The organism is Deltaproteobacteria bacterium, assembly GCA_016180855.1.
In the GTDB taxonomy this organism is placed as follows: domain Bacteria; phylum UBA10199; class UBA10199; order JACPAL01; family JACPAL01; genus JACPAL01.
On record JACPAL010000010.1, the window covers coordinates 20,087 to 45,798 of the forward strand.

The window sequence follows — 25,712 nt, forward strand, 5'->3', positions numbered from 1 at the left end:
AAATAATAGTAATACTTCCTTGCCTTGAAATCAAGAGGCAATTTAGCAAAAAATCGCTTCCAGTTCGCCTTGAAGGATGCCATCGCGCAGCGTGCAGTTGGTGGTGTAGACAAGGTCAGCACCCAGGAGATCGACAATCTCTTCGAGCAGGATTCCACCGGGGAGGATGAGGTCAGAACGTTTCGGATCCGTGCCCGGAATCTCCAAAATCTGCTCAGGACCCATCTCGCTTATGCGAGAGACGAGTTTGCTCAAAGCCTTCTTCTGGAATGGGTCGACACGGCTTCCGTTGTTTTTCATGATTTTACGAAACGCCCGGATCGTTCCGCTAGAGCCTATAATAGTTGGTACCTGAGGCCAATCACGTACCCGCGATATCCCTTTGATAATATCCCGGATATGGTTCTTGAGTTGAGAGAGGACCTCAGGTTTGGGTGTCTTGTTGCCCGTTACCTCCCGACACGGAAAGAGTTGATTCAAACGGTTCGCTCCCAGATTAAAGCTGTACCCATCCAACATCTTTTTATCCCGGCAGATACAGATCTCCGTGCTGCCTCCTCCAATATCAACAAGACCAAAAAGGCCATCGGGTGTCTTTTCATTGGCCAGGATTCCCTTTGCGATGAGATGGGCCTCTTCCTGCCCTGAGATTGTTTGGATGGTGATTTCTGTTCGTTCTGAAATTTTGGCAACAAGATCGGGGCCGTCTTTTGATTCCCGAAGGGCGCTTGTCCCGAATGCCACTATTTTTTTAACATTAAACTTGTCCGCAACGGCATGGATCGCGTCAAATGCGTGGAGGGTGCGATCGACAGCGGCAGCCTGGAACCGGCCCGTGACAAAAATATCATCTCCCAGGCGGATCATCTGTCTCTCGCGATGAATCCGCTCTGTTTTATTCCTTCCTCGAACTTCATAGATATCAAAGCGAACGGAGTTGCTCCCCAGATCGACAATGCCAAAGCGGTAAGGGAGTTTAACTTTGCCTATCGGATTCTTTGCAATTTTATCGGTTGGATGAGACACGCCGGTTATCCTCACTGTTAGAAAATGAAGTTCAGGGCCGATCGGACTCGGTGGTCATTTAAGTTCTGACCCCGGTTGTTGGGCAGAAAGGCATAATCTGTTTGTAGTTTGATACCGTGTCCCTTGATAAAGTAATTTAAAACAAGGGCGTATTCATACTGATTGACGGCCCCGTTGGAAAAGATTGCTCCAGAGGTACGGCTGGCAACCTCAATCACTTTGGGGAGGAAAAAATAACCGATTTGCCCGTTGTAGCCCCAATTGGTGAGTCTTACTCCCTCCACCGTTCGCGTGAGCATTCCGGCACCCTGAAATGATAATCCTCGATGTTTATAACCGACATCGATAGTCCCATGATGAGCCTTTGTTCCTGCAGCAATAGTGCTATTTTGTGAGGTAACACCACTTTCATTGAAGGCATAAGCAAGACCAAAACCTAAGTTTGGCTGCTCTGAGTGAGCGACATCTGATTCCGATGGATTGTATTCTCCAACGAGGGAGACCTCGATTCTTGTTCCCGTCAATAAAGCCTTATTGTTTCGATTGAAACTATTTGCCCCCTCACCATTCATGACAAAGATTTCATAGTTCATTCTATTCTCCAAAATCTTTCCATGGATCGATAGGCCGATATCACGACCGAAGTTAAAAATGTCTGTTGCCATGGAGCGATCAATAAATTGCTGTTTGATAGCTCCGACCAGCTGCTGCATGAGAAAGGGAACCTTGAACTGTCCTGCTTGTAGTCCAAAGGTCGGTGTGGGGATCCAATCGACATAGTAATCGTTGAGTGAGGCAAGGCCGCTGGTACTTTCTGTAGTGATCGCGTTGGCAGTTGTCGTTGCCTGGTTACGCGTGGCTAGATTCATTTCAAAGCCGTAGTAGAGTTTTTTCTCCAAAGTAAAGCCGTCGAGGCGAATCTCTCCTCGTGTTACGGCAAAGCTGTTTGTATCAAAGGCCTGTTCGAGTCCATTGAAGGTGAAGCGACTCTGAAACCGCCCTTGAATGTGGACGAGATTATTGTCATCTCCGATATAGAGTCCTTCCCCGACTTTGTATTGAAGGGGTAATTTCACCTCTTCAGCAGTATAAGCGGTAGAAACTATTCCCAGGATCGGAACAATCCTCATTATGGTTATGAGACATTTTTTTAATTTATTCAGATCTTCTCCTCCTCATGAAAAGCATTCCTCACCTTGTCGACTCGATAAAAACGCTCAAAAAGATGAGGCTCTTGTGTTACATCGATATGACAAGAATGTGAAATAAGAAAAAATGACTCCTCTCGATGAGAAATTCATGAAGGCGGCCCTCCGGGAGGCCGAAAAGGCGTATGCCAAGGATGAGGTGCCGATTGGAGCGGTGGCGGTCACAGAAGGCAAGATCGTGGCGCGAGCCCACAATATTCGTGAATTAACACAAGATCCATTGGGTCACGCCGAAATTTTACTACTCAAGAAGCTATCTCGAAAACTTGGGTCATGGCGATTGCCTAACCTGACAATCTACGTCACCTTAGAACCTTGTCTTATGTGTATGGGGGCACTTCTGCAGGCGCGAATTCATCGTCTGGTTTTTGGTGTTATGGACCCAAAGGCGGGGGCGTGTGGCTCGCTCTACGATCTTTCCAGGGATTTAAGGTTGAATCATCGTTTTCAAACTACGAAGGGGGTGTTGGCAGCAGATTGCTTGAAAATCCTCAAGGCGTTCTTTGTTCAAAGGCGTCGTGCTCGGGCTTTAAAATAGTTGCAGGTCTAATAGGTGTAAGTTATTCCGTCTTCGTTCACGCTCGAGGTGAGTGAGCGAGGATCGGATTTCGGAGAGGTGGCCGAGCGGCCGAAGGCGCACGCTTGGAAAGCGTGTATACGTTAATCGCGTATCGTGGGTTCGAATCCCACCCTCTCCGCAAAAATCGGCAAGCCCTTTTTGGGGCAAGCCGATTTTTGGGGTGGGCGGGTGAGAACGGCGTTTTGCGCCGACCGATCAGGGAGGAAAAGCGAGCCAACTCCGGCGAGCGGCAGCAAGACGCCGACGCCCTGAGCGTAATTAACCTGCTTTTAGCGAAGGGCGAATCCCACCCTCTCCGCAAAACAACCAACCCCCCACGGAGGCTTGGTTGTTTTGTTTAGCAGGGATTCGAAGCCGACCCGAAGCGCCGACCTCAAAAGCTGCGGTAATGTTTACAGGCGAAACTTGACGGCTCCCGCTGATATCTTGTCCGTCAAGTCGGTGACAAAAGACAAAAAACAAGTTTGGAAAACAAATACTTTACAAATATGTTAAATAAATTTAATATATTAATATGATTGAAGAATTTATGAATCACAACCTCTTTTGGAAGGATCTAGAACTCTTCAAAAGGCAGGACCCGCATCTTTCTTTTCTCAAGGGGCTAAAATTTGTCCATCCCCTCGACTGGTGGCGGGAGATCGACTGGTCCCAGCCGGGGATCTACCTCCTAACAGGGGGGCGTCAGCTGGGCAAGACGACTTCGACGAAGCTCCTGATTGACGATTCATTGAAAGCCAGCCGATTTTTTCCTCAAAATATTTTTTACCTCCCATGCGACCAACTGGAAAGCCATCTCGACTTGGGACGGATGATCCGGCTTTTCTTGGAACAAATCAGCGGACCCTTCTTGATCATCGTTGATGAAGTGACCTACGTTCGGGAATGGGACCGGGCGATCAAGGCCCTTGCCGACGAGGGTCAGTTTCGGAGGGGATTCTGCATTGTCACCGGTTCCGACAGCATTATTCTGAAAGAGGCGATGTCAAGATTTCCGGGCCGAAGGGGCGAGGCGGAAAAGACGGACTTCCACCTGACCCCCCTCGATTTCCGCGAATACCTTGAGCTCACCGATCCACCACTCCTTGCATCAGGTAATGCGGAAAAATTATTCGAACCCTTTGACGCTTATCTCCAGTGCGGGGGCTACCTCCGGGCTATCAATAACCTCCATCAGCAAGGAACCGTTTCTCCGGCCACGTTTGCGACCTTCGAACAATGGATTCGCGGTGACTTTGAAAAAAGGGGGAAGAGTTCGGAGCAGCTTTGTCAGATCCTCAAGGCACTCCTCGAAACCCTTGGCTCTCAAGTGACTTTCTCAACGCTCGCCCAGAGGATCGGAGAGATCAGCAAACCGACCGTCATCGATTACTGTCAGATGCTGGAACGGCTCGATATCCTGTTTGACTTGCAGGCCTATGATCAAAACAAGAGGATCGGATTTCCGCGCAAGGCCAGGAAATTCCATTTTTGGGATCCGTTCATCCTCGAAACCGTATCCCGATGGCTCCGGCGGGATCTCCATCTGAAACAGGAGATTGATCTCACATCGGTAAAGGTGGAATCGGTGACGGCGTCAACCTTTAAGAGGCGATTTCCCACTTTCTACCATAAAGGGAAAGGAGAGATCGATGTTGTGACGCTGGTCTACAAAAAGCCGGTCTGTCTCGAGGTCAAGTGGACCGGACAGATTCGATCCTGGGATTTAGAAGAGCTCCAAAAGAAAAAACCATCCTTTATACTCACCAAGATTTCTTCCCCAGGTATCCTTTCAGGTGTTCAGGCGATTCCGCTTCCCCTTTTTCTCATCAACTTCGAGAAGTTTATTGGGCCGGCTATGGACTCAAGGGAGTTTGCTGATAATCCGCGGTAGGCTTTACAGCGGTCAACTCACATCCTCCTCAGAAAAAAACATATTTGTGGTCATACAATTTCATTGAATCATTAAACCATTTGTTTCAAACATGCTGGCATGAGTTTTGCCGGTTTGATTGAGATATTTCTCCATCTCGATGTTCATTTAAATGAATGGATTGGATTGTTAGGCCCCTGGATCTATCTTTTATTGTTTCTCATCATCTTCTGCGAGACGGGGTTAGTGATAACTCCCTTCCTACCCGGAGATTCTCTGCTATTTGCCTTGGGGGCGCTCGCGGCGACTGATCAGGCGGTCTTGAGGCTCCCGTTATTGATGATCCTGCTTATGGCTGCCGCCGTCTTGGGTGATGCCGTCAACTATTCGATAGGGAGACGCATTGGTCCGAAGGTCTTTCGAGAAGGGGCCCGTTGGTGGCTGAGCAAAAAACATCTTTTGGCAACGGAGGCGTTTTATGAACGTCATGGAGGCAAGACGATCGTGATCGCCCGGTTCATGCCGATCATCCGGACCTTCGCCCCTTTCGTGGCCGGCGTTGGTACGATGACGTATCGTCGGTTTGCGGTTTTTAATGTGGCAGGGGCCCTCCTTTGGGTCTTCGCCTTTCTGCTCGGTGGCTATTATTTTGGGAATATCCCTGCGGTGAAGAGAAACTTCGAATTTGTCATCCTGGGGATTGTTGCTCTCTCTTGTATGCCACTTTTCTTAAGGCTTGTTAAAGGATTGAGAAAGGCCAAGCGCCTCTGAAATCTCCTGACCCCTCGTTCTCGATTCGGCAAAGGCGGCCAACGCGATTGCCCGCCTTGGATCAATCTGGCCGGCCCCCTCCTCTTTCTCCGAGAATCCGGTCAGGTGGTGAGCAGAGAGTCTCAGGATCCTCCGGACCTCCTCAGGTCTCAAAGAGGGGTTTACCTGATACATGATTTGGATCAACCCTGCGACGAATGGCGCCGCAAATGAGGTCCCAGACGTGATTTCATATTTATTGTCGGGAGTCGCTACGAGCAGGTCAGATCCTGGGGCGATCAGGAGGCTTTGCTGACCCAAATGCCCCGCCCTTGAGGAGAAAGAGGCGACCTCGTCGTCGTAGGCCTCAGCCGTTTCCCGTGTATCCGAGGCACCGACCACAAGAACTTTTTCCTCAAAAAGACCCCAAAAATTCAAATTTCCGAGCGGGCCCCACTCGTCTATATTTCTGTTCCCCGCTCCAACGACGAGGAGAATCCCAACCTTTTCCAACCGATCAAGATTTGCTTGTAGCCGTTGATACTGCGGGGATTGTTGAAAGACGGCGACATCCTGTCCCCCAAGGAATTGATTGCTCCAGACGGAGATATTAATGACCCGAAGTGATGGATCTTTTTCCTTTTGTCTCGCGGCCCATTCATAGAGAGAGCTCAGGGAATCAACCCAGTCATGGAAGGTCATCCTCTCAAAGGGGAGATTAATGCCAATTACGCGGGATCCCGGGGCGACACCGGTTGTTTCCCCTGCCAGGACAGATGCGATATTGACCCCATGCGTGGTCTGAGGTTCGCGTCCTGGGACCGGTCTCAACCTCTTTTGAATCGGGACAAGGTCTGACGCCTCTTCGACCCTCATACGACCTGACAGCCCACCCCCTCCATGGAGTCCTGGAAAGTCGGGATCGATGATGATCGAGGATTGACCTTGGCCCGTTAGCTTCAAACCTGTTCTTGGATCAACCCGCTCATGAATCTCTTCCAGTCCGAGCGGGAGGGTGTGCGCCTCATCAACCGCCTTGTTCCCCCCAGATTGGAAGAGTCTGTTGTAGTGGCTTGTTTGAGCCATTGCAGAGATCTCTTTGAGGCTCTCTTCACTGAAAAGGGGCCTGAGCTCAGCGATCGCCTCTTCCATGCCTTCAAGGTCACCGAGGAGGATTCTCGTAGCTTGTACCGCTCGTCTCATTCCCCGCTGTGGATGGCTTTTCTCAATAGTTCTGAGTCTCGGGATCCAGGCAGGGTCCTCTGTATAAACGATATTCGACAGCAGCAATTTGGCCTGTCCTGGGTCGGCTATTTTAACCAGAAGTTGGTAGAACGGTTTCGGGTGTCTTTTGAGAGATCGTAACAATAGATCATCTATTATCTCCTTATGGGGGCCATTCGCTAGTTTTTGGATCATCGGGAGATGGGCGATCATTTTGGCGGCCGCCTGGGGATTGGAGGCAAAAGAGAGCAGATAAAGGGTCGTCACGAGCCTTTCATCCTGCATCGCTGCATCGGGAAGGGGAGAGGCGACAAATCGATCTAAACGCTCAAACCATTCTGTTCCGATTTGTTCGGGGGCTGGTGTGAAGATTTTATCAAATGAACCCAAAAGATAGGTGAATCGGGTTGGATTCGCCTCAATGGTACGGGCGACCAATGACAACGCAGGGGCGACGAATTCGACCTGGGGAAATCTGTTGGCCAGCCCGACAAACTCCATGGCGGTGTCTGAGAAACCGCCTCTTCGGGATCCCACGTCCAAATTGGTCCCCGGAGGGCGTGTCAGGAGTCCCAAGACTTTTTGGGTCCACTCTTTTGGTGGCAGATGAGGTTTCCAGGCGATGAGGAGGTCGTAGAGGTGTCGGCTGTATTTCTCCTGCCGGTAAACGGTTTCAAAGAAGGGAGCGATTGCCGGCTCTTCATGGATGTGGCGGGCCAGGATGGTAAAAAGTGGTTTTACTCCAAACAAGAGGGTTTTATAGGTGAGGAAAGTACCTTGGGCCCGCTGCAAGATAAGGGATATCATCTCTCGGTCCTCAAGGTGGTACTCTTCTACAATATTCAGGACGCCGGGGTCCTCCTGGCGAATCCCTTCGAGGACAATCTCCCGGATCTTTTGTCGATCGACCTCGGTCGCGATTTCATTCTTAAGAAGGTACTTGGCCGCCTTCAGGCGCGTGTGGAACGGCTCTGCCGGTTCCAGATACCGGGTGATTTTTTGAGACATCTCATCGGGAGAGACAAAACCGATCTGTAAAAAGAGGTCGAGTTTTTCCTCGTGTTGGCCGGTCTGCCGGAAGGCGGCATCAAGCAGGATCGGGAGTGCCTCACGTCGTCGGGAATTGGCTAATCCCACCAGAAGGACCTCTCTCTTATGCCGATTCTCATCAAGGGCATTGGCGTAGGCGTGCCTTTTGTCATCGGGTTCAGGTCCGTTAAGCAGGAGAGCCTCTTTCTGCTGTTCAAGTTTCTTGTGGGCCTCAATGAGAAGACTCAACGCCTTGTCATTTTTGTAGGCGAGCGCCGAAATAGCGATCAGAGTCGGGTTGTCCGCGACCCCCTCCCGTACCTCTTTGCTAAACTGTTGGATCAGCCAGACATCCCCAAGATCCCCGAGCGTGATAATCGCCACATCCCTTCTCTCTTCAGAGGCCTCTTTGGCAACCTTCCTCAAGAACGGGATGAAGGAGGGGTCATAAAATGAACCGATTCGTACCAGAAGCTCTGCCTTGAGATATTCATCCGATGTTGCCTTGTAGATTTTTGGCAGAAAGACGGGTGGCATGAGACCGAGGAGAGATTCAATCTTGAAGAGCTGTTCCTCGTTGGTCGGATCGATTGACTCAAAAATTGAGAGATCCGGCTGTTTCAAGAGGGGACTCAGTTTTTGCTGTTGATAGGCCTTGGCAAGGCTCTTTCTGAGGATGTCTCTTAAGGCGGGTGTCCAGACGGCAGGATCATGAATGAACTCCCGTAAGGTGAGTCGGGCGTCTTTATTTGTATCGAGTTGATGGGCCTTGTTGATTGCCTGACAGTAAAGATCGGTCTGTCCGCAAGAATTGGGCTGTTTGGGTAATCTGAATCGATTGTTTTCAAATGGGAAAGAGGGGATCGGGAGCGTTCTTTCTCGAACCTTGCCTGTCATGGGGTTATTATCGGGAATTAAGTGGGGAATGTTGTTAATGGTTTCCCAGGAACCGACCGACCTTTTCAAGCCCGGTTTGGAGTCTCTCTTCCTCTGTGAGGCAGGAGATCACAAAATGGATCCCATGATCATAGTCGTAGAAGTAGCCCGGATGGACAAAGATTCCCTCCTCCTTCATGAGCCGGATGACGAATTCCTCTTCGGAAAGCCCAATCCCTTTCTTCACCTCGGCCATGAGATAAAAACCACCCTGAGGGGGGACAAAACGGACTGATTCGATCGATCGCAACATCTGTACCGCCGCTTCCCGACGATCGGAGACCATCTGCCGGTAGATCCGCAAGAAATCGTTCCCCTGTTTAAAAAGTTGGGGGAGCCCTTTTTGAATTGGAATGTGGGAGGAGAGAAAGGTGTCTGCCGTCGTCTCTAGCCAATCAACTTTTTCTGCCGCGAGTCGTCTTTCTCCCGTTACAACGATCCAGCCCAATTTGAGGGCAGGGAGCGCAAACATCTTGGAAATGCCGTTCAGGGTGAAGGCAAGATGAGGTTTCCCCGCAGAGATCAACCGCGGAAACTTTCCTTCTCCAAAATAGAATTCGGAGAAGACCTCGTCAGTTATAATCGGAAGTCCCCTTTCATTGGCCCATTCGATGAGATCACCAAGTTGATGAGAAGAGATAACGGAGCCGGTCGGGTTGTGTGGTGAAATGAGAATAAGACCCTTTGTTTTAGGATTAGCCGCTCTTTTGATCGATTCCAGATCAACCGACCAATGATTCTCCTCCTGCAGGTGATAGTGCCGGAGTTCAACGTGTGTCAGATGGGCAATCCAGTCAAAGAGGGGATAGGAGGGGTTGGGGGTTAAAAAATTTTCTCCCGGTTTTGCCAAAAGGGAGAAGAGATAGAAGAAAGATTCACTTGTCCCCGAGGTGAGGATGATATTTTCGGGGTCGACCGAAACTCCCTGTTCGGCATAGTAGGCTGCGATCGCCTCCCGCGCTATGAGCAATCCTTTGGGATGAGGAGAATACTCCTGGCATCTGAAATAATCCTGATAGATCTCCTGCAGTATCTCTGGTGGGAACCGGATTCCCTGTTCATTCGGATTTCCTGAGAAGAGACGGAGGATCTCGTGCCCCTCAGTCTGGAGCTGTCTGAAGGTTTTTTCAATAGAATTGATAGAATCCATGTAATTACAAAATTGGCAGAGAGAGCTGTAATCGTGACTTAAGGTCAGAGGTGCAACCGACGTATGATTTAGAGTCACAACATTCGAGAATGTAGACGTAGTGCATCATAGTGTATCCCGCCTTCGCGAGCTACAGCGGACCTTGTCCGCCGTAGCCCGCTATGGCGGGCGAAGGCGGAGAGGGTGAGATTCGAACTCACGGTACCCTTGCGGGTACGCCAGTTTTCAAGACTGGTGCCTTAAACCGCTCGGCCACCTCTCCATTTTTGTTGGGGGGATCGCTGCCCCACCTCACTCACGTTCGGTGTTGGCCCCATCCCCCCAATACCCCTCGGCGTCGCACGGGGCAACCCCGATGCTCCGCCGCAATCCTTACCGACTTGCTCCTCTCTCTGACCCTTCTCCATTAAGCGGGGCTACCTTCCTTCGCTTGCACGAATTTGGCTGCCGCCTCAAGTATTATCTCTCTCCCCCCTTGAAAGAGTAGAGAGATTGCCGTTAAATTGTCGTTTATGAATATCATCAGGATACTGGCTCTTGTTTTGTTCATCAGTTTTATAGGAGGATGTCACAACATGTCGGAGACGAGAAGAATTTCAAGGCCTGATGAGGCAACTTTAAAGAAACAGCTCTCTCCCCTCCAATACTATGTCACCCAGAAGGAAGGGACGGAGCCCCCGTTTCAAAATGAGTATTGGAACAACAAGGAGGACGGGATCTATGTCGATGTGGTCACGGGTGAGCCGCTGTTTAGTTCAGAGGACAAGTTTGATTCGGGGACAGGATGGCCCAGTTTCACAAAGCCGATTGAGGCATCGACACTTAAAACGCATGAAGACAACCAGTTCATGATGAGCCGGACGGAGGTAAGGTCCAAAGTGGGAAACTCCCACCTGGGCCATGTTTTCTCCGACGGTCCCGGTCCGACAGGACTTCGCTATTGTATCAATTCAGCCTCTCTTCGCTTCATTCCGGCAAGCAAGCTGGAGGCGGAGGGGTACGGCCAGTACCTGCTTCTCTTTAAAAAACTGGGTCGTGAGACCGCCACATTGGCGGGCGGCTGTTTTTGGGGTGTTGAAGAGATTGTCCGCAATCTTCCCGGTGTGGTGGAGACGTCTGTCGGCTATACAGGAGGTGTTTTTAAAAATCCGACCTATCGTGATGTGACGACGGGTGAAACCGGCCATGCCGAAGCGGTTCAGGTTATTTATGATCCTTCCAAAATCAGTTACGAGGAGCTCCTGAGATATTTTTTCAGATTGCACGACCCGACAACCTTAAACCAACAAGGACATGACAGGGGGACTCAGTATCGTTCGGCGATTTTCTATCACAGTGAAGAACAAAGAAAGATCGCTTTAAAAGTCTTTGGTGAAGTCGATCGCTCAGGGAAATGGAAAAGAGCTCTCGTGACCGAGATTGTCCCGGCCGCTGAATTTTATCCCGCTGAAGATTATCACCAGGAGTATCTCCAAAAAAATCCTGGCGGATATACCTGTCATTACCTGAGGGATTAAAAAGTACGTACCTTATATCATGAAGCCACGATAATACGTTCGTGAGCCGCGGCGCCCAAAAAACCGAGAGAAAGATTGTATGGCCAGTGGTCCTCGGGTTGTTCCTCATCCTCCAGGTCGCACCAAAGATCGCTCAGGCATTAAACGCCGGATATGATAAGGGATTTTACCTTCTCTCCGATGATGAAAAATTCAAGTTTCAGATCAATCTTCGGGTCATCCCCCAGTACCAATTTGAGCACAAGGAGGCCCGTTTGGACGGAAGCACCTTCCAATTTGAGTCGGTTCAAACATTTTTCAGGGGGCATAGCTTCTCTCCTAAGGTTCAATACACGATATCGCTCGAATATGCCGATGGGGGGGCATCACTCAAAGACGCCTATGTTGATCTAAAGCTCTCCGACCCCTTCAGTATGCAGGTGGGTCAATTCTATCTGCCGATCAACCGGGAGGATTATTACGTCGATTTCGGTCACCAGATGATCACCGTCTCGATTGTCTCGGAGCATTTCGGGCTCGGTCGTGATCGAGGCATTTCGTTTTATGGGAGTCCCCCCGTTCCGCTGACCTATTATTTCTTCTTCACAAACGGCGACGGGGAAAATGCCGCCAACAAAAACAAGGAGGTCCTGGTCGGGAGCCGTCTAGAATACGCCCTCATGGGGGAGATCACCGGTTATCAGGGGGACCCTGATTATTCCGACAAGCCGAATCTGGGATTTGGCGGGACGATTCTTTATGATTTTGGAAGCGCCGGAGAGACAGACGGTTTCGATGATGATATTGCCGCAGGGATCCGACCGAATGAGAACCGGCTTGTTCGCGGAGATATCGACGGGGCATTTACCTGGATGGGATTCAATCTGTTAGGTCAGTGGCAGTTTATCTACAATAACCGCTTTCGGGCCGTCGATCATGGTTATCTGGTACAATCCGGTTTCTACGTCGTTCCGCACCGACTTGAAGCGGCCGGACGATACGCCGTTGTCGTTCCCGATTTTCCAACACCGGCCCTCGCCCTCACAGGGATTACCTCGGAGAATGAAGGGAGTCCGAACCCCGTTCATGAATTCGCCGGTGGTCTGAACTACTACTTCAAGGGAGACAAGCTGAAACTCCAGGGGGAGTACAAACAGATCATCAATGTGAACGGCATCCGGAATCTCAATGACCAGGTGATTCGCGCCCAGCTGTTTTTGGAATTCTGAAACCTCCTACATCCTGCTCACGGACGCCGATTACGGCCTGCTGTTTGATATCAATTATTCGTTTTGACCGGACCGGGTACACATCTATTGATAAATATTGCAGAACCTGGGGGACAAAATTCGAACATATTTTATCGCGACAATTTCTTTAGTGAAAATTTAAATCCTGCGCGGGAAAATGGGAAATAATTTTTTCGAATGGTATTCCCTCTTCCATTATCACTTGGGGGAGGGTAAAATACGAGGTCGGTGAGTGCCCTATTCAAGAGCCTTTCGTTTTTCGTCTTCATTTTGTTCCTGGGTTTTCCGGGTGATCTTTCAGGTCAAACGTCAGCTAGGGGAGACGTTCGAAAAAAAACTGTCCTTCTCGCCGGAGACTTTCTCGGGCGGACACGGGATTGGTTGAAGAAAGCTCTCGAGAGTCCCAGGCGGAAGCGCCCGGCCATGACAAAAACGAATGAGTCCTCCTCTCTTCCTTTGAGTTGCGGAAACGGCACCCTGGATGGGGATGAACTGTGTGATGACGGCAACCGCCGGTCCGGAGATGGCTGCAGTCCCGATTGCGAGATTGAGTGTAAAAATCCTCCCTGCTCTGCAACCTGCGGGAACGGCATTTTGGAGACAGGGGAGGCGTGTGACCAGGGGGAAGCCAACAACGGGCGTGCCGGTCGCCATGGGGAGACCTGCCGCAATAACTGCCGCTTTGCCCGATGTGGCGACGGAATTGTCGATCGGGAGTCCGGTGAGGAGTGTGACGGAACGCCTGCTTGCCGGACTGATTGTACACAAACGATTTGTGGGGATGGTATTGTTGAAGGAAGCGAACAGTGTGATGACGGAGCCTCCAACAGCAATAACTCCGGTATTCATGGGGAGACCTGCCGCAATAACTGCCGCCTTGCCCGGTGTGGCGATGGAATTATCGATGAAACAGAGGAATGCGATGGCGGTCCGACCTGTTGGAGCTGTGTTCGGCGACCCACAACGCTGTATATCTCGCCGGGCGGTTCCAATCTTGCCAACCGCAACTCACGTGAAGAACCGTGGAAGACATGGGACTTTGCTCTCCAGCAACTCCAGCCAGGCGACACATTGATCGTGATGAACGGTACGTGGTCCCGAACCGGTTGTGACGAAGACGATCCAATACCCTGTCTGGGAGGATCTCCTCCCACACCGATGCCCTATGTCGAGTGTGCCACTTTCTATCCCTATTACCGAAACGGCACAGAAGAGCTCCCGATCACCATCCGTGCCGAAAATGAGCGCAGGGTGCTTCTCAAGTCGTCCGGCTGTGAGGAAGCCTTCACACTCAAAAACTGTTCCTACTGGAGGGTTGAGGGGCTGAGGGCTGAATCAAGAGATGCCAGCGAGGGGGAGTGTGGAGGTCCTTTCGGAAAATCGCTCTTCGAAGTCCACCACTCCGATTATATTGAGCTTCGTCGCCTTCTCGGAAAAACAAACAACCGCTATTTCAACACACATATCGTCAATGTCGTCAATTCATCTCACACCTTGATCGAAGAGATCGAGGCATACAACTTTCACCGCCACGGCATCAGTGTTAGCAATTCATCAAACGTCACCGTTCGACGCGCCTATGTTCATTCCCGCGGAAGGGATGATATTGAGAGTGGATACGGATCCCATGATATCAGCCAACACGAAGGGGATGAAGGAATCACCCTCTACTTTTCCGACAACTCCTTGATCGAAAATTCCATCGCGGAACAGAGCGAGGGGATCCAGGCGACCGGCTCATGGAACCACCTTTATGGAAACATGACAATCGACGGGCAGATTGCCTTTAACTTCCAGTCAAACTGCCAGGCGACCGGCAACCAACAACGGTGCCCATCCGACCTGAGCCTCTACGCACGGCATAACCACGGTGAGAATCTGCTCGCGTTACGCCCGGGCTATTCGGGCCTGAGCTGTGTGACAGCGGGTGATTGTGTCTGGAAAAATGCGACCGTTGTCGGCGCCGTAGGCGCTTGGGGTTTTCTGGCCAAGGACAGTATTGCCATGAATGGTTACGATACGAGCCTCACTCTCCAAAATATCCTCATCCTCAACGGGACACGTCCCAATAATTTCGGCTTCTTTGTCCAGACCGGCGATCCCCGACGGGAACCCTTAGCAGTGACTGGACCGTGGGGGGGAGAAAATTTAAACGCCCACAATAACTACATAAACTACCGTCCGATTGATTCGGCCGAAACGGGTGCCTGGAGTAACCACTCTTCCGTCGATCCTCAACTCGGCGGTTGTCTCGTTTACATCCCGGACGACTCCCCCATGCAGCTTGGAGGAGGTGAAAAAATCGGGGCGGAAATTCTCTATCGCTACGAAAATGGTCAGCTCACCGATGAGCCGCTTTGGAACCCGGTAACAGGCCAGTTCCCCTGCGGAGCAATCGTCTCCGGCGTCAACGACATGCCCGGTCAATCCTGCTTTGACGTCCATGAAAGGCTCCATGTCAAGACAAACGGCTGCAACCTTCCGGTGGACTACGGTGCCTCCGCATCGCCCGTTCAGACAACCGCGGAGCAAGAAAACCATCCGTTTCGGATTGTTTCCGCCTCTCGAGTGACACAACGCATCTCGCGGGACGAGGTTTTTGATGAGATTTATATACGCTTCTCCCATGCCATCGTGGGAACTCTCAATGCGCAAGACTACTCCCTCTGTCCCGGTTCAGGAAACGGCGGCTGTCTCCCGATCTCCTCCGTGGAACGACTGAATTTTGACCGGGGGCGAATGGTACGACTCCGACTCGGTCGACAGATGTCCTCTTCCGATTCATACATTCTGACGGTGGGATCGGTAACAAATAGTACCGGCAGTACCCTGACAAACCTTTCCACGACACTCCCATAAAAAGGTGTCACGCCTTGACACCTTTTTTGTACAATTACCAACGGAAGCCCACATTCAGAGGGGCAATCGCAAAATCACCGTCAGAGGCGATTGTGAAATGCAAAAAATCGAGATAGAGTGATGTATTGTCCGGATTATAAGTGATTGAGGCAGAAGCGGCGTAGAGAAAGCGGACCACATCCTCGAGCCGACTTCTGTCTGGACCCTTTTCGGCATAGACGTAATCGGCCATGAGTCCCACCGGGGCCACCCTTAAGTGCATTGTTTTAGCAAAAGGGACAAAACGCAAATCGGGTCCCAAAAATCCCCGGAGTCCGGAAATGCCTCTTTCTACTCGAGCCCCCTTGTCGTTTTCAGAATAAACCCTCGAAACACCATATTGACTGACGCTCATACGATAACCGATCATGAGGGGAAGTTTTTCTAGCGGCCACGCGGCTCCTTGAACCAAATGTTCTCCGGAGACCCTGTCATACCCTTCCACTGCTCCCACCACACCAGGAAAAGGAGCGGAGATGCCAACTTCCATTGTACCGATGAGATCTGACATAATTGCCTATATGGTCTTGGAAGACCCTCACTTATGTTAACTGGGAAATCGCCAAGGGGAGACCGGTGTTGCCTCGATTCTCTATTTTTCTCCTCAGAAACCGCGTTCTGTTGTACGCGGTTTTTGACCCCACACGCACGGGGTTTCACAACTCTCATCGACAGTTGGCGAGAGTCATCTCGATCGTTTTTGAAAAAGTTTCAAGATTCCGCAACTGCAGAATCTTGGAAGAAGAAAAGCAAGGAGGAGAGAATGGCGGACAGAATTACGGATAACCCGACAACAGACCATTATAGCCCATTGGGAAGCCTGGTTGGTATGGCAGCTACAGGCATGATCCAGGTGAAATCAGCAGAGCGATTGAAATTGACTTGTAGTTCTGTGGAAAAAACTTGTCCTTCTGCGATGCGTACTGTCTTGGGATGGTCCGTTGGAAGGACGACACTTAAATTCGCTCTCTGGGGAGCCGTTTTCGGCGGATTTTTCCGGTTTGTTTTTGGTGCAACGGCGTATTGGGAGGCTGTTAGCGATTCAAAGATGTCAAACGCTGAGGCCTTCGTTCATCTCCTGGCAGAGACACCAGTCTCTGCCGCTGCAGGGGCCGTTGGGGCTGCGATTGGAGGAATTGTCGGGATAAAATTGTTGTATCGCAGTTTGAATCACTGGGGAACCCTGATGGGTGCCGGTGTGGGTGCTAGGGTTGCCGGGTTTCTCGAGGGCGGGGGGCTCAAGGTGGTCGCCCCCCCCACCCAGCCCGGCAAGGGTCATCTCGATATGTTTTGAAAAAAACTTTTAAAATAAGGAGGGAAAAAATATGGGTAACCGCTGTGTGGGACAACAGTCCAATGATAACATCGCATCCGCTTTGATTCGGTATTTCGAACAATGGGCCAGCATGGAGCCGCCCAAAGGGAAGGCTTATTATGTGGGGAACTACAAGAGGCACCTTGACGACTTTGGGCCGTTGGTAAAACAGCTTGAAAGGACGATCGGTCGATGGGGGAAGTATCGAGCAATCAGGACAGCCGTCGGGCAAGAGATGGCAGAATACAAAAGGCTGCTCGGTCGGAATTGTGCTTCAGGCAGATTTGACGTGGCTCACTTTGTCGAATCAAGGGCCGCATTGGCAAAAAAGGCATTGGAACGGGCCGACCTGTTATTGAAAGGGGTTCCAATACCTATTGGAAGTTTCCCCCGTGTTGTCACTCTGGACACACTTGTTCATGATTATTTCAAGAACCTTGGTTTGCGTAGATTGCTTTATGTTAATTCCATTGGTTCTATCGGGGCTGCCAGCCTCCTGATTGGAGTGGCAACTCTCTTTATGTTGCAAGGAACGCCTGATGTCGGGGTGGCAGCAGCTTGATCCCGTAACTTGCCAGGTTGTTTTGAAAAACTTTTGAAATAAGGAGAAAAAAATGAGAGTTCAAGCGACAGTAGTTGCCGGCGCAACGCTATTCCCGAACACTAGGTATCCTATTGATATTAGGAAGGTGGTACGATCTTTGGAGTCCAGTGTTTCTGCCGTGGGATTGGTGCCGATTCAAGTTCGGTCCTTTCTGTGGACTTTTGCCAGTGTGGCAGTGGCTGCCGTTGCCATTAACGCTCTAGCGGATCGGCCGAAAAGCAGCCGAGGAATGTTTGAAGAGATGGCGGGGGTAACAACTGCCGGCTCAGTCTTGAGTTACGGATTGATGTACTTCTTTGATCGACCCACTTTTCAAAGAACACCCCTTCTCTATGTCGGGCTCTTCTCATCTTTCACTAGCGTACTACTCATGAGCGATATGGGGGCAAGCTGCCAATGATCCTGAAGATTGTGCCGGGAACGACGATTAGGGAATTATCTTAATCTTGGCCCTCAGGGCTTCTCGAAACCTTGTAAGTGCCAGATTGCAGGCAACAGGATACTGACCTTGCTGCAATGGTGTTAAATAAGGATTGTCGGTCATCGTGGCTCCCTTGGGACCGTCACGCCTCAATTACAGATCAAAATCCACGTTCTGTTGTACGCGGTTTTGTACGCAACCAAACCTTCATCGTAGTCGATACGTGTCTTGCCTATGGACACCGGTATCGACATCTACGATTACACGGACTACCGGAAGCTTCTGAAGGATTATTACGAGCGCAAACGGGCAAAAACGGGGCGTTTTTCTTACCGTCTGTTTCTCCGATGTGCCGGGTTCCGGGCAACCAACTTTCTCTCCCTCGTCATTAATGGAAAGCGAAATCTGGGAATGTCCAGTGTCCAACGGTTCGCGCGGGTCATGGGGTTGGCGCCACGAGAAAAACTCTTTTTTGGGTCACTGGTCCATCTCAATCAGGCCAATACCCCTCTTGAAATCGAAGAGGCACTGAACCGGTTAGCCGAATTTCGGGAGTTTCGCGAGGCGAGAAAACTTGATGGTGAGCTCGATATTTATTTTTCCCAATGGTATTTTCCCGTCGTCCGGGAGCTGGTTCGTGTCGAAGGTTTTTCGGAAAGACCTGCCTGGATTTCCCAAAAGCTGGCCGGTCTCATTTCAGCTGATCAGGCGCGAGAGGCGCTCGATACCCTGCAACGTATCGGACTCCTGAAGAAGAACGATGCCGGAAAACTGGAGCTGTCTGATTCTCACCTCACCACCGATCACGAACCGAAATCATCGACACTCGCACAGTACCACTACAAAATGATGGAATATGGCCAGCGGCAGCTCCGGGCCTCGCCGCGGCAGAGGGAAATATCGGCACTCACGATGTCCCTCTCTCCGGAACAGTTTCAGGAGATCCGAAAACGGGTTCGGGATTTCCAGTCCGATATCCAAAAATTTCTGGCCAACAACAAAAATGGGAGACCCGCAGCCGTCTGTCAGCTTAATTTTCAGCTCTTCAATTTTTCAACGGATGGGGGCGAGAAAAGATGACAAGAAGAATAGTCCCCTTTTTCGGACTTCTACTCATCTCATCCGGGCTTCTCTTTCCCGCTTGCTACAATCGGGCGCCTGTTGAGGAACAAGATTCGGCTCCTGAATCGATCCTTGTTGAGACAGATCATGCCGCTTCGGGAGAGGATGATGGAGAAACGTCTGACGATGGAGAAACGTCCAAAGACGGTGGAGCCAGCAGTACGCATGCCGGGAATCCCCCCGCCTTCCGTCTCAAGGGAGGCGGGGTACTCGCTCTCCTCCAGGAGCGAACCGGTCCCGACGGAAGCAATCTTGTCCAGCTCGTCGACAACCAGATCGAGGAGGTGATTATTCCTGAGAGAGAAGGTGTCGATGCGGAAGACCCCTCCCGTCTTCCACTGGTCAACAAAATGTTTACAGGCCCGGAAGGAATCGTCGTTCTCCTTCTCCAGGAACCGATCAATATCGGCGAGACAGCCTGTCAACTGATCCGGCTCTCTGAAGGGGGAAACAGGCAGACCTGTATCGATCCCCGGGTGACTGAGCTTTCTGATCTTCTGACCCCGCATTTCATTTTTGGAATTCCGGGGGGACACAGGGCGGTTCAATTCGATGCCGCAGGAAATATCTACTATGCTAGTTCGCAGTCACTTTATCGCTGGGAGATGATCACAGGTCTCATTGAAACCGTGACCGACCAGAATCAGGTTGTTGAAGATTATCTCTTTGTTGGGGGATCCGGACTCTTTGTCAGGGGAACTCGTCAAAATGGATCAGAAAAGTTCTTTCAGTGCCTTCATTCCGATGGAGGAATCCGGGAGATCGAAGTGGCGTGGGACATTTCTCACTTTGATCTCGTCGGCTTTGATCGACTCGGCCTCTTTTCCTTTCGCCCCTCGGGCAAGCCGATCACCCGTCTCGACCTGATCTCACTGGATGACATAGAAATCGAGTCAACTCGTTTCTACCCCAATTTTTTGTATGACCTTCAAAGAAACGAAAATGGAGAGGCATTTGCCTTGATCGGTGGGAGCCGGGGAATCGAGATGAACCGCGTGATTGTTAACCTGACAGATCGCAATCTTCGTTATTTTATCTTTCCCGACAACATTCCATTGATCGTCCAACAGGAAATATTCGGATTTCATGACTCAAGACTTTGGAAAAATGTCCCCCGGGTAAACTTCTTCAAGTTCTCCGGAAACATGGTTTACATTGCCGGAACGGCTCCGAATGGCGCCCCCTTCTTCATCAAAAGAATTCCGGGCAATCCAGCTTCAACTGTCGATCTGCTCGGTGAAGCGGATATTGAAATAAGAGATTTTATGGTTGTCCAAGGCATTGTCTATTTCCATGGTCAACACGCCGCCGATGGCTCTCAGATCCTGGGTCAAATTGATGAGGAGAGCGGAGAGGTGACAGAGCTCGACGAATCCCGCGACTCCGTTATTGGTCTCGAGCCGCTCTACTAGGAGCCTGTCGGAGAAATAGATTTTCCTCCTAATTTTGAATCGACCCAAAAAGCCCCCGAAGGGGCATTTTCGTTGGTGCGGAGAGGGTGGGATTCGAACCCACGATGCCCTTGCGGGCATATCGGTTTTCGAGACCGACGCCTTCGGCCACTCGGCCACCTCTCCGAAATCCGATCTTCGCTCACCTCCAAACTTCGTTCCACGTTCACGTCTATCGTTGATCGGGTTCGCGTCTCAAGTATTATCTCCACCCTCTCCCTTGTTTCATTTATTCCCTTGTCTGCCCGCACACCATTCACTATGGATCATGCACAGAACGGTTTATGCCTCCTCAAATCTCCCTCATTCTTCCGATCTATCGTGCGGCCTCCTTTCTTTCAGAGAGCCTTAAGTTGCTTCACAGTTCTCTCTCGCAGGAGCTGGATTCATGGGAATTAATCCTTGTTGTCGATGGTAGTCCCGATCATTCCCTGGAGATTTGCCGCGAATTTGTCTCAAAAGAGCGTCCTTATAAGGTTCGCATTTTGGAACATGAAAGGAATAAGGGGAAGGGGGCTGCGATTCGCCACGGGATGCTGGCGGCAAGAGGCCAGTTTCGTATTTTTACCGATTGTGATCTTTCATTTACAATCACAGAGGTCAAAAAAATCCTGTTGGCCTTGAAACAGGGAAGCGATCTCGCCATTGCCTCGAGGGTCAAAAAGGAATCGAGTTATTCGACCGAAGTACAAAAACTGACCTCTTTGAGGATACGGCACTTTTACGGTCGGACCTTCAACCGGTTGACCCGTCAGATCGTTCCGATTGGTTTTGAAGATACCCAAGCCGGGTTGAAGGGTTTCAGTGGTCCCGCAGCGGAATTTCTTTTTTCTAATCTCCGGTTGAACGGTTTCAGTTTTGATGTGGAGCTCCTTTATTTGGCACAATGGGCCGGCCTCAAAATTGCCGAGATACCGGTCCATTTTTCTTTTCGGGATGGCTCCACATTGAATTATCTTGTCGATGGGTTTCAAATGTTCATCGATCTCTTCCGGATAAGATACTGGACCCACCGCAGGAAATACGTTAAAACCGCTCTTTCCTATGGAAAAGAAGTTGGTGATCAATGCGGATGATTTTGGACTGAGTGAACCGATTACTCGCGGGATTCTGGCAGGGTTTGAAGCAGGAAGCATTACAGCCGCTAGTGCCTTGGTGAATCTTCCGTTTGCTCGGCAGGCGTTACAATGGGCGAAAGGACAGGGTTACGATCTGGGATGGCATTTCAACCTGACACTGGGGAGACCTCTTTCACCTCCCGAAAAACTCACCACCCTCGTTGACAGAAACGGTTCCTTTCTCCCCTTAAATCAGCTTATTCAAAAAACCGTTTTACACCGGATACGTCCTCAAGAGATTGATCTTGAACTCCAGGCCCAATGGGATTTTTTCTGTTCCTATGGAGGAAAACCAACCCACCTGGATGGGCATCAGCATGTTCATGTCCTGCCCGTCATTTGTGAGCGGGTTAGAGATTGTATCAAACGGTTTCAAATACCGTTCCTCAGAATCCCTATTGAAAAAATCGCGCCATGGCGCCGTCTGCCAGTCCGTACCTTTCTTTTTTTACAAAAGGGGGCCCGACCAAGGTTCTGGTCTGGCATTCCCGTAAGGTCACTCCCTTTCTTCGGTTTCTCTCTGCAAGGGGAAGGCGGCTTGGCCTCTTGGGAATCTCTGCTCAAAAAAAACCGGTGGCATGAGGCGGAGGTGATGGTTCATGCTGGTTACTCTTCCCGGCAGGAGGAATTGTTAGGAGATGACTTTCCGGGTGATCGTCAAAAAGAGCTCCAGTTGCTTTTGGATCCGTCCTGGAAGCGGCTTCTTGCACAATCCGGTTTTCGTCCAGTCTCATTTAGAGAGCTTCTAACATGACACGGTCTCGGTGGACGTGTTTTCTCCTTGTTGTTCTTTCTCTGCTCGTAACCCGACTTCCCCTCCTATGGGAGCCACTCATTCATGTCGATGAGGCGATTTTTTCGATCTTTGCCGAGATTTGGCAGAGAGGCGGTATTCCTTATGTCGACATTATTGAAACGAAACCGATGGGGATCTACTACTTCTATGTTCTCGCCTCATGGCTTTCGGGCAGCCTCCCCAAAATCAATATGATCTCTGTTCATGCCTTGACGATCGTCTGGACCTTACTCACGGCGGCTACCTTGGGAATGATCGCCACGCGCCTCCGTTCCTCGCAGGCTGGTTTTATTGCCGCCCTTTTCTTTGTGGTTTTTTCAGGGAGCTTTTCGCCAAAGATTGTCTCGACGAGCCTGGAGGTTGTTCTGATCTTGCCGGCAACGCTGGCGATCTTTTTTTTAAGCCCTCCGATTTCCCGTTTATCTTTATGGCACACCGTTGCAGCGGGTCTCCTTTCCTCCTCGGCCCTGTTAGTGAAACAGCAAGGCGGGATACTGATTCCTGTGGCTTTGTTCTATTTAGCCGTTTACCTCCCCTGGGTTGAACCGGAATGGTGCTGGAAAAGGGCGATCCAACATTCCCTGACCTTTCTGCTGGCCTCTTTTCCTCTGCCTTGTCTCATGATGGGACAGCTCTATCCCGCATCGCTTGACGGATTTCTTTTCTGGAATTTTCAAGGGAGCTGGAACTTGATCCGCGGAGGTCAGGAGACGATTTCCTTGGGACACAAGTTTTTGACGCGCATCTTTCCCTTTCTGCTTTCGACGGCCCTTCTTTGGTTTCTGGTTGGGGAGAGGTTCTATCAACGGATTTCAAGAAAACTTCATGCAACTCCTCAGGAAACGCTTCTCCGGATCTGGCTTTTCTTGACTTTTTTTGCCGTAGCAGCCGGCAAAAAATTCTATGAACATTATTTTGTCCTTCTTTTTCCTCCCCTCTCGCTTTTGGCAGCGATAGCCCTCGACAGCTGGTCACCAGAACGGAAGCAGCGATTTAAAAAGGTTATTATGATTGCGATCCTTGCCCCCTTTTTGGGATTTTCACTCGCCCGTTATTTTATCCATCCCCTTTTCTCCTATTTCAAACAGGAAGACATGATCTCCTATAAGATTTATGGCGACTATCTTCGAGAACGGACAGAACCTGATGATAAAATTCTTGTCTGGGGCTTTACCCCCGCGGTCTATTGGTATGCCGATCGTCTGCCGGCCACCCGGTTTGTCTTGAGTGATTATCTGGTGGGGAGGGTCCCCGGGGCCTTGGAGGGCCCTACGCAGATTGAACGGTCGGAGAGGTTTGTGATGCCGGAGGCATGGGAGATGTTGATGGCTGATTTACATAAACATCCACCCGCCTATATTATGGATACGGCACCGACAGGTCTCCATGGTTACTCCCGGTTTCCAATCCGGAATTATCCTGAAGTGATGGAGTTTATCAAAAGGCACTATGTTGAAGAACCCGCTTATCAAGAGGCGTCTATTTGGCGTCTGGCAACCTTAAGATAGGGTGCGGCTAGGGTGCAGGAGCTGTTACATCTCGTGTGATTTTGATTCGTGCCTGATTGCCGGAGGGACCAATCGATTGCTCCAAAAGTTCCACACGGATGTTGTGGTACGTATCGATAAATGGAAAGCCAGATTGGATGACGGCATTACCCGTACGAAGTGTATCAAGCGCATAAAACCAGTCTATTCTGAGCCGAATCTGGGCGGCGTCGCGGATAGGACGCCATCCACTGGAATAGGCCCAATCGTCAAATCCAACCGGTTTTCGATACTCCAGAAAATAGTAATATCCGTTTCCCACCGGAATTCGGACTTGCTTAATACCTTCAGATACCACCTCGGTTGCATCCAGGAGATATTCATATTCTCCAGGCGCCTCAGGAGCTGTGGCGATTTGGGAGTCTCTTAAAAATCCCATCTTCCATTTGTGGTAGGTATCAAAGTGAAAACTGTTAGCTGCCCCCATGGGAGAGAAGGTGTCACCATAATCAGAGACTAAGCATCCACCAGCGGATAGATTATTGAAATCAGGTCCTGGTCCATCGCCAGGGCAAGACCAGGAGCCGGCATGAAAATGGGCCCCTAGGGCATGTCCCAGTTCATGAACGAGATTCCCCGGCAAGTAGCCACCTTCCTGATTTTGAAATGAGCTGGTCTGCATGATGATGAGGCGATTGTTCGGGTCTTCGCTATTGGCAAAACTTCCTCCCGCGCTGTCTTCTCCCCACCCATTGAGGACCAGGATCACAATATCGGTATCTGAAAAATCGATTGCCGGATCAGCAAGGGTCCTCAAATCACTCATGGCCCGACCAAAGCCGCTGCTGCAAGAAGAGGCGTTAGGGGCTCCGCTCCCACAGTAGCTACTCATTGTTCCAGGAAGAACGTACGGGCCGTAGGATGCCCCTGTAAGATTTGATTGACCGTAGGAATTCTCCTGCAGGTGAGCGTTTAGGGAGTGAGAATCGGTAAAAATAAGGTTATTAAAACGAGTTGTCTCGAGTCTCCTTCCTGCTGAATCAGTGAGGTCATCGGTAAAATCAGCGAATTTGGCGTAGATCACTTTTACATTGAAGGTCGGGCGAGGAGGCCAGCAATCCGGAATGGTTGCCGACTCTTCATCACTCCCCAGGCTCCCACCAGTCGCATTAAAAGCCTCTACCCGATAAATATGTGAGGCGTTGTGTGGCACGGCATAATCATAAAGATTGTTGGAGGCCTCGGTTCTTGTAAAGAGCGGGTTTCCATCCCGAGAGATTCGAATTTGGGAAGTTCCACAAACAGTCCAGCCTTGTTCCCAAACAAGATGAACGGCGGAACAGCCAAGAACCTCTGCCGATGTTATTCTGGGAATGCAGACAGATGTTGAATCACAGGCATCGCCCAAGCCATCCCGATCGGCATCCAGCTGATCGGGGTTGGCGATTAATGGACAGTTGTCGGATAAGTCCAGATCCCCGTCGTTATCATCGTCCGTATCACAGGCGTTGCCCGTCCCATCCCTATCTGTATCAAGCTGCTTGGCGTTCGCTGTCGTTGGGCAGTTGTCGCAGAGGTCTCCCTTTCCGTCCGAGTCGGTGTCCGATTGGCTTGGATTGTGCCTTTTTGGGCAATTGTCACAAACATCGCCAACGCGATCCCTGTCTCCATCTCGTTGGTCTGGATTATAAGTTCGAGGACAGTTATCTCGCCCGTATGGGATTTTATCACGGTCATCCATCTTGAGAAATGCTGTACTGGGAGGAGGTGCAGGCAAAGTTCGGGGTAGAATGATTGTCCCCAAAAAGAGAAAAACTAAAAGCAAAACGTGCTTGCCCATAGTAACTTGTCTGCCTGCCGAATAGCTCCGAAAGAGCTTGCCCGTCTCTCTGGGGATATATTAAACTATCTTGCTAATTTTAAAAAGTATTTGTTTATGCCGACGGGGTACAAGTTATCATTATGATAAGCATGATAATAGCGAAGCGCCTTGACAGTC

At 50.4% G+C, this 25,712-nt stretch carries 20 protein-coding genes and 3 tRNA genes; 14 read left to right on the plus strand and 9 right to left on the minus strand.

Annotation, left to right across the window (positions count from 1 at the left end; genetic code table 11):
- Positions 1–42: 42 nt before the first annotated feature.
- Both HYT77_05435 and HYT77_05440 read right to left on the minus strand, forming a co-directional pair.
- A complete protein-coding gene (locus HYT77_05435; GenBank protein MBI2067436.1) occupies positions 43–1,026 on the minus strand; it encodes a hypothetical protein in 984 nt (327 codons plus the stop codon).
- A gap of 17 nt (positions 1,027–1,043) precedes the next feature.
- Positions 1,044–2,156, minus strand: a complete 1,113-nt coding sequence (locus HYT77_05440) for a hypothetical protein (protein MBI2067437.1) — start codon at positions 2,154–2,156, stop codon at positions 1,044–1,046.
- 145 nt (positions 2,157–2,301) lie between these two features.
- Between HYT77_05440 and HYT77_05445 the strand changes: the two genes are divergently transcribed.
- The 4 genes from HYT77_05445 (at position 2,302) to HYT77_05460 (ending at position 5,437) form a co-directional block, all read left to right on the plus strand.
- Positions 2,302–2,772, plus strand: coding sequence for a nucleoside deaminase (locus tag HYT77_05445; protein MBI2067438.1), 471 nt, complete (start codon positions 2,302–2,304; stop codon positions 2,770–2,772).
- A gap of 72 nt (positions 2,773–2,844) precedes the next feature.
- A tRNA-Ser gene (locus tag HYT77_05450) sits at positions 2,845–2,932 on the plus strand.
- A 396-nt stretch (positions 2,933–3,328) separates the two neighbouring features.
- On the plus strand, positions 3,329–4,687 hold the full coding sequence (locus HYT77_05455; GenBank protein MBI2067439.1) for an ATP-binding protein: 1,359 nt from the start codon (positions 3,329–3,331) through the stop codon (positions 4,685–4,687).
- Between the two features lie 99 nt (positions 4,688–4,786).
- Positions 4,787–5,437 carry a DedA family protein gene (locus tag HYT77_05460; protein ID MBI2067440.1) on the plus strand — a complete coding sequence of 217 codons (651 nt, stop codon included), beginning with the start codon at positions 4,787–4,789 and terminating at the stop codon, positions 5,435–5,437.
- On the opposite strand, the gene HYT77_05465 is transcribed toward HYT77_05460, so the two are convergent.
- From HYT77_05465 to HYT77_05480, 4 genes are all read right to left on the minus strand, one after another.
- Positions 5,396–8,566 (minus strand): S8 family serine peptidase, encoded by a 3,171-nt coding sequence (locus HYT77_05465; GenBank protein MBI2067441.1) that lies wholly within the window; start codon positions 8,564–8,566, stop codon positions 5,396–5,398. The genes HYT77_05460 and HYT77_05465 overlap by 42 nt on opposite strands.
- 34 nt (positions 8,567–8,600) lie before the next feature.
- On the minus strand, positions 8,601–9,755 hold the full coding sequence (locus HYT77_05470) for a pyridoxal phosphate-dependent aminotransferase (GenBank protein ID MBI2067442.1): 1,155 nt from the start codon (positions 9,753–9,755) through the stop codon (positions 8,601–8,603).
- Positions 9,756–9,759: 4 nt separating this feature from the next.
- Positions 9,760–9,864: a GIY-YIG nuclease family protein gene (locus tag HYT77_05475; protein MBI2067443.1), complete on the minus strand. Its 105-nt coding sequence runs from the start codon at positions 9,862–9,864 to the stop codon at positions 9,760–9,762.
- Between the two features lie 66 nt (positions 9,865–9,930).
- A tRNA-Ser gene (locus tag HYT77_05480) sits at positions 9,931–10,017 on the minus strand.
- A 250-nt stretch (positions 10,018–10,267) separates the two neighbouring features.
- On the opposite strand from HYT77_05480, the gene HYT77_05485 reads away from it, so the two are divergent.
- The 3 genes from HYT77_05485 (at position 10,268) to HYT77_05495 (ending at position 15,360) form a co-directional block, all read left to right on the plus strand.
- Entirely contained in the window at positions 10,268–11,272 is a 1,005-nt protein-coding gene (locus HYT77_05485) for a bifunctional methionine sulfoxide reductase B/A protein (protein ID MBI2067444.1), read from the plus strand.
- Positions 11,273–11,358: 86 nt separating this feature from the next.
- Positions 11,359–12,480, plus strand: a complete 1,122-nt coding sequence (locus HYT77_05490; GenBank protein ID MBI2067445.1) for a hypothetical protein — start codon at positions 11,359–11,361, stop codon at positions 12,478–12,480.
- A 444-nt stretch (positions 12,481–12,924) separates the two neighbouring features.
- Positions 12,925–15,360: a hypothetical protein gene (locus HYT77_05495; protein MBI2067446.1), complete on the plus strand. Its 2,436-nt coding sequence runs from the start codon at positions 12,925–12,927 to the stop codon at positions 15,358–15,360.
- 34 nt (positions 15,361–15,394) lie between these two features.
- On the opposite strand, the gene HYT77_05500 is transcribed toward HYT77_05495, so the two are convergent.
- Entirely contained in the window at positions 15,395–15,910 is a 516-nt protein-coding gene (locus HYT77_05500; protein MBI2067447.1) for a hypothetical protein, read from the minus strand.
- Positions 15,911–16,162: 252 nt separating this feature from the next.
- On the opposite strand from HYT77_05500, the gene HYT77_05505 reads away from it, so the two are divergent.
- From HYT77_05505 to HYT77_05520, 4 genes are all read left to right on the plus strand, one after another.
- A complete protein-coding gene (locus HYT77_05505; protein MBI2067448.1) occupies positions 16,163–16,693 on the plus strand; it encodes a hypothetical protein in 531 nt (176 codons plus the stop codon).
- Positions 16,694–16,724: 31 nt separating this feature from the next.
- Entirely contained in the window at positions 16,725–17,276 is a 552-nt protein-coding gene (locus HYT77_05510; GenBank protein MBI2067449.1) for a hypothetical protein, read from the plus strand.
- A gap of 697 nt (positions 17,277–17,973) precedes the next feature.
- Complete coding sequence (locus HYT77_05515; GenBank protein MBI2067450.1) at positions 17,974–18,819, plus strand: TIGR02147 family protein; 846 nt, start codon at positions 17,974–17,976, stop codon at positions 18,817–18,819.
- Positions 18,816–20,273: a hypothetical protein gene (locus HYT77_05520; GenBank protein ID MBI2067451.1), complete on the plus strand. Its 1,458-nt coding sequence runs from the start codon at positions 18,816–18,818 to the stop codon at positions 20,271–20,273. Before HYT77_05515 ends, HYT77_05520 begins: the two co-directional genes overlap by 4 nt.
- Before the next feature lie 78 nt (positions 20,274–20,351).
- Here the strand turns inward: HYT77_05520 and HYT77_05525 are convergent.
- Positions 20,352–20,438 (minus strand) — tRNA-Ser (locus tag HYT77_05525).
- A 158-nt stretch (positions 20,439–20,596) separates the two neighbouring features.
- On the opposite strand from HYT77_05525, the gene HYT77_05530 reads away from it, so the two are divergent.
- The 3 genes from HYT77_05530 to HYT77_05540 are packed head-to-tail and all read left to right on the plus strand — an operon-like array spanning position 20,597 to position 23,734.
- Positions 20,597–21,388, plus strand: a complete 792-nt coding sequence (locus HYT77_05530) for a glycosyltransferase (protein MBI2067452.1) — start codon at positions 20,597–20,599, stop codon at positions 21,386–21,388.
- The gene (locus HYT77_05535; GenBank protein MBI2067453.1) at positions 21,357–22,184 is read left to right on the plus strand and encodes a ChbG/HpnK family deacetylase; all 828 of its coding nucleotides are present in this window, start codon (positions 21,357–21,359) and stop codon (positions 22,182–22,184) included. The genes HYT77_05530 and HYT77_05535 overlap by 32 nt, the downstream gene beginning before the upstream one ends.
- Positions 22,181–23,734 carry a hypothetical protein gene (locus HYT77_05540; protein ID MBI2067454.1) on the plus strand — a complete coding sequence of 518 codons (1,554 nt, stop codon included), beginning with the start codon at positions 22,181–22,183 and terminating at the stop codon, positions 23,732–23,734. The genes HYT77_05535 and HYT77_05540 overlap by 4 nt, the downstream gene beginning before the upstream one ends.
- Positions 23,735–23,741: 7 nt before the next feature.
- On the opposite strand, the gene HYT77_05545 is transcribed toward HYT77_05540, so the two are convergent.
- Complete coding sequence (locus tag HYT77_05545) at positions 23,742–25,553, minus strand: thrombospondin type 3 repeat-containing protein (protein ID MBI2067455.1); 1,812 nt, start codon at positions 25,551–25,553, stop codon at positions 23,742–23,744.
- Positions 25,554–25,712: the final 159 nt, after the last annotated feature.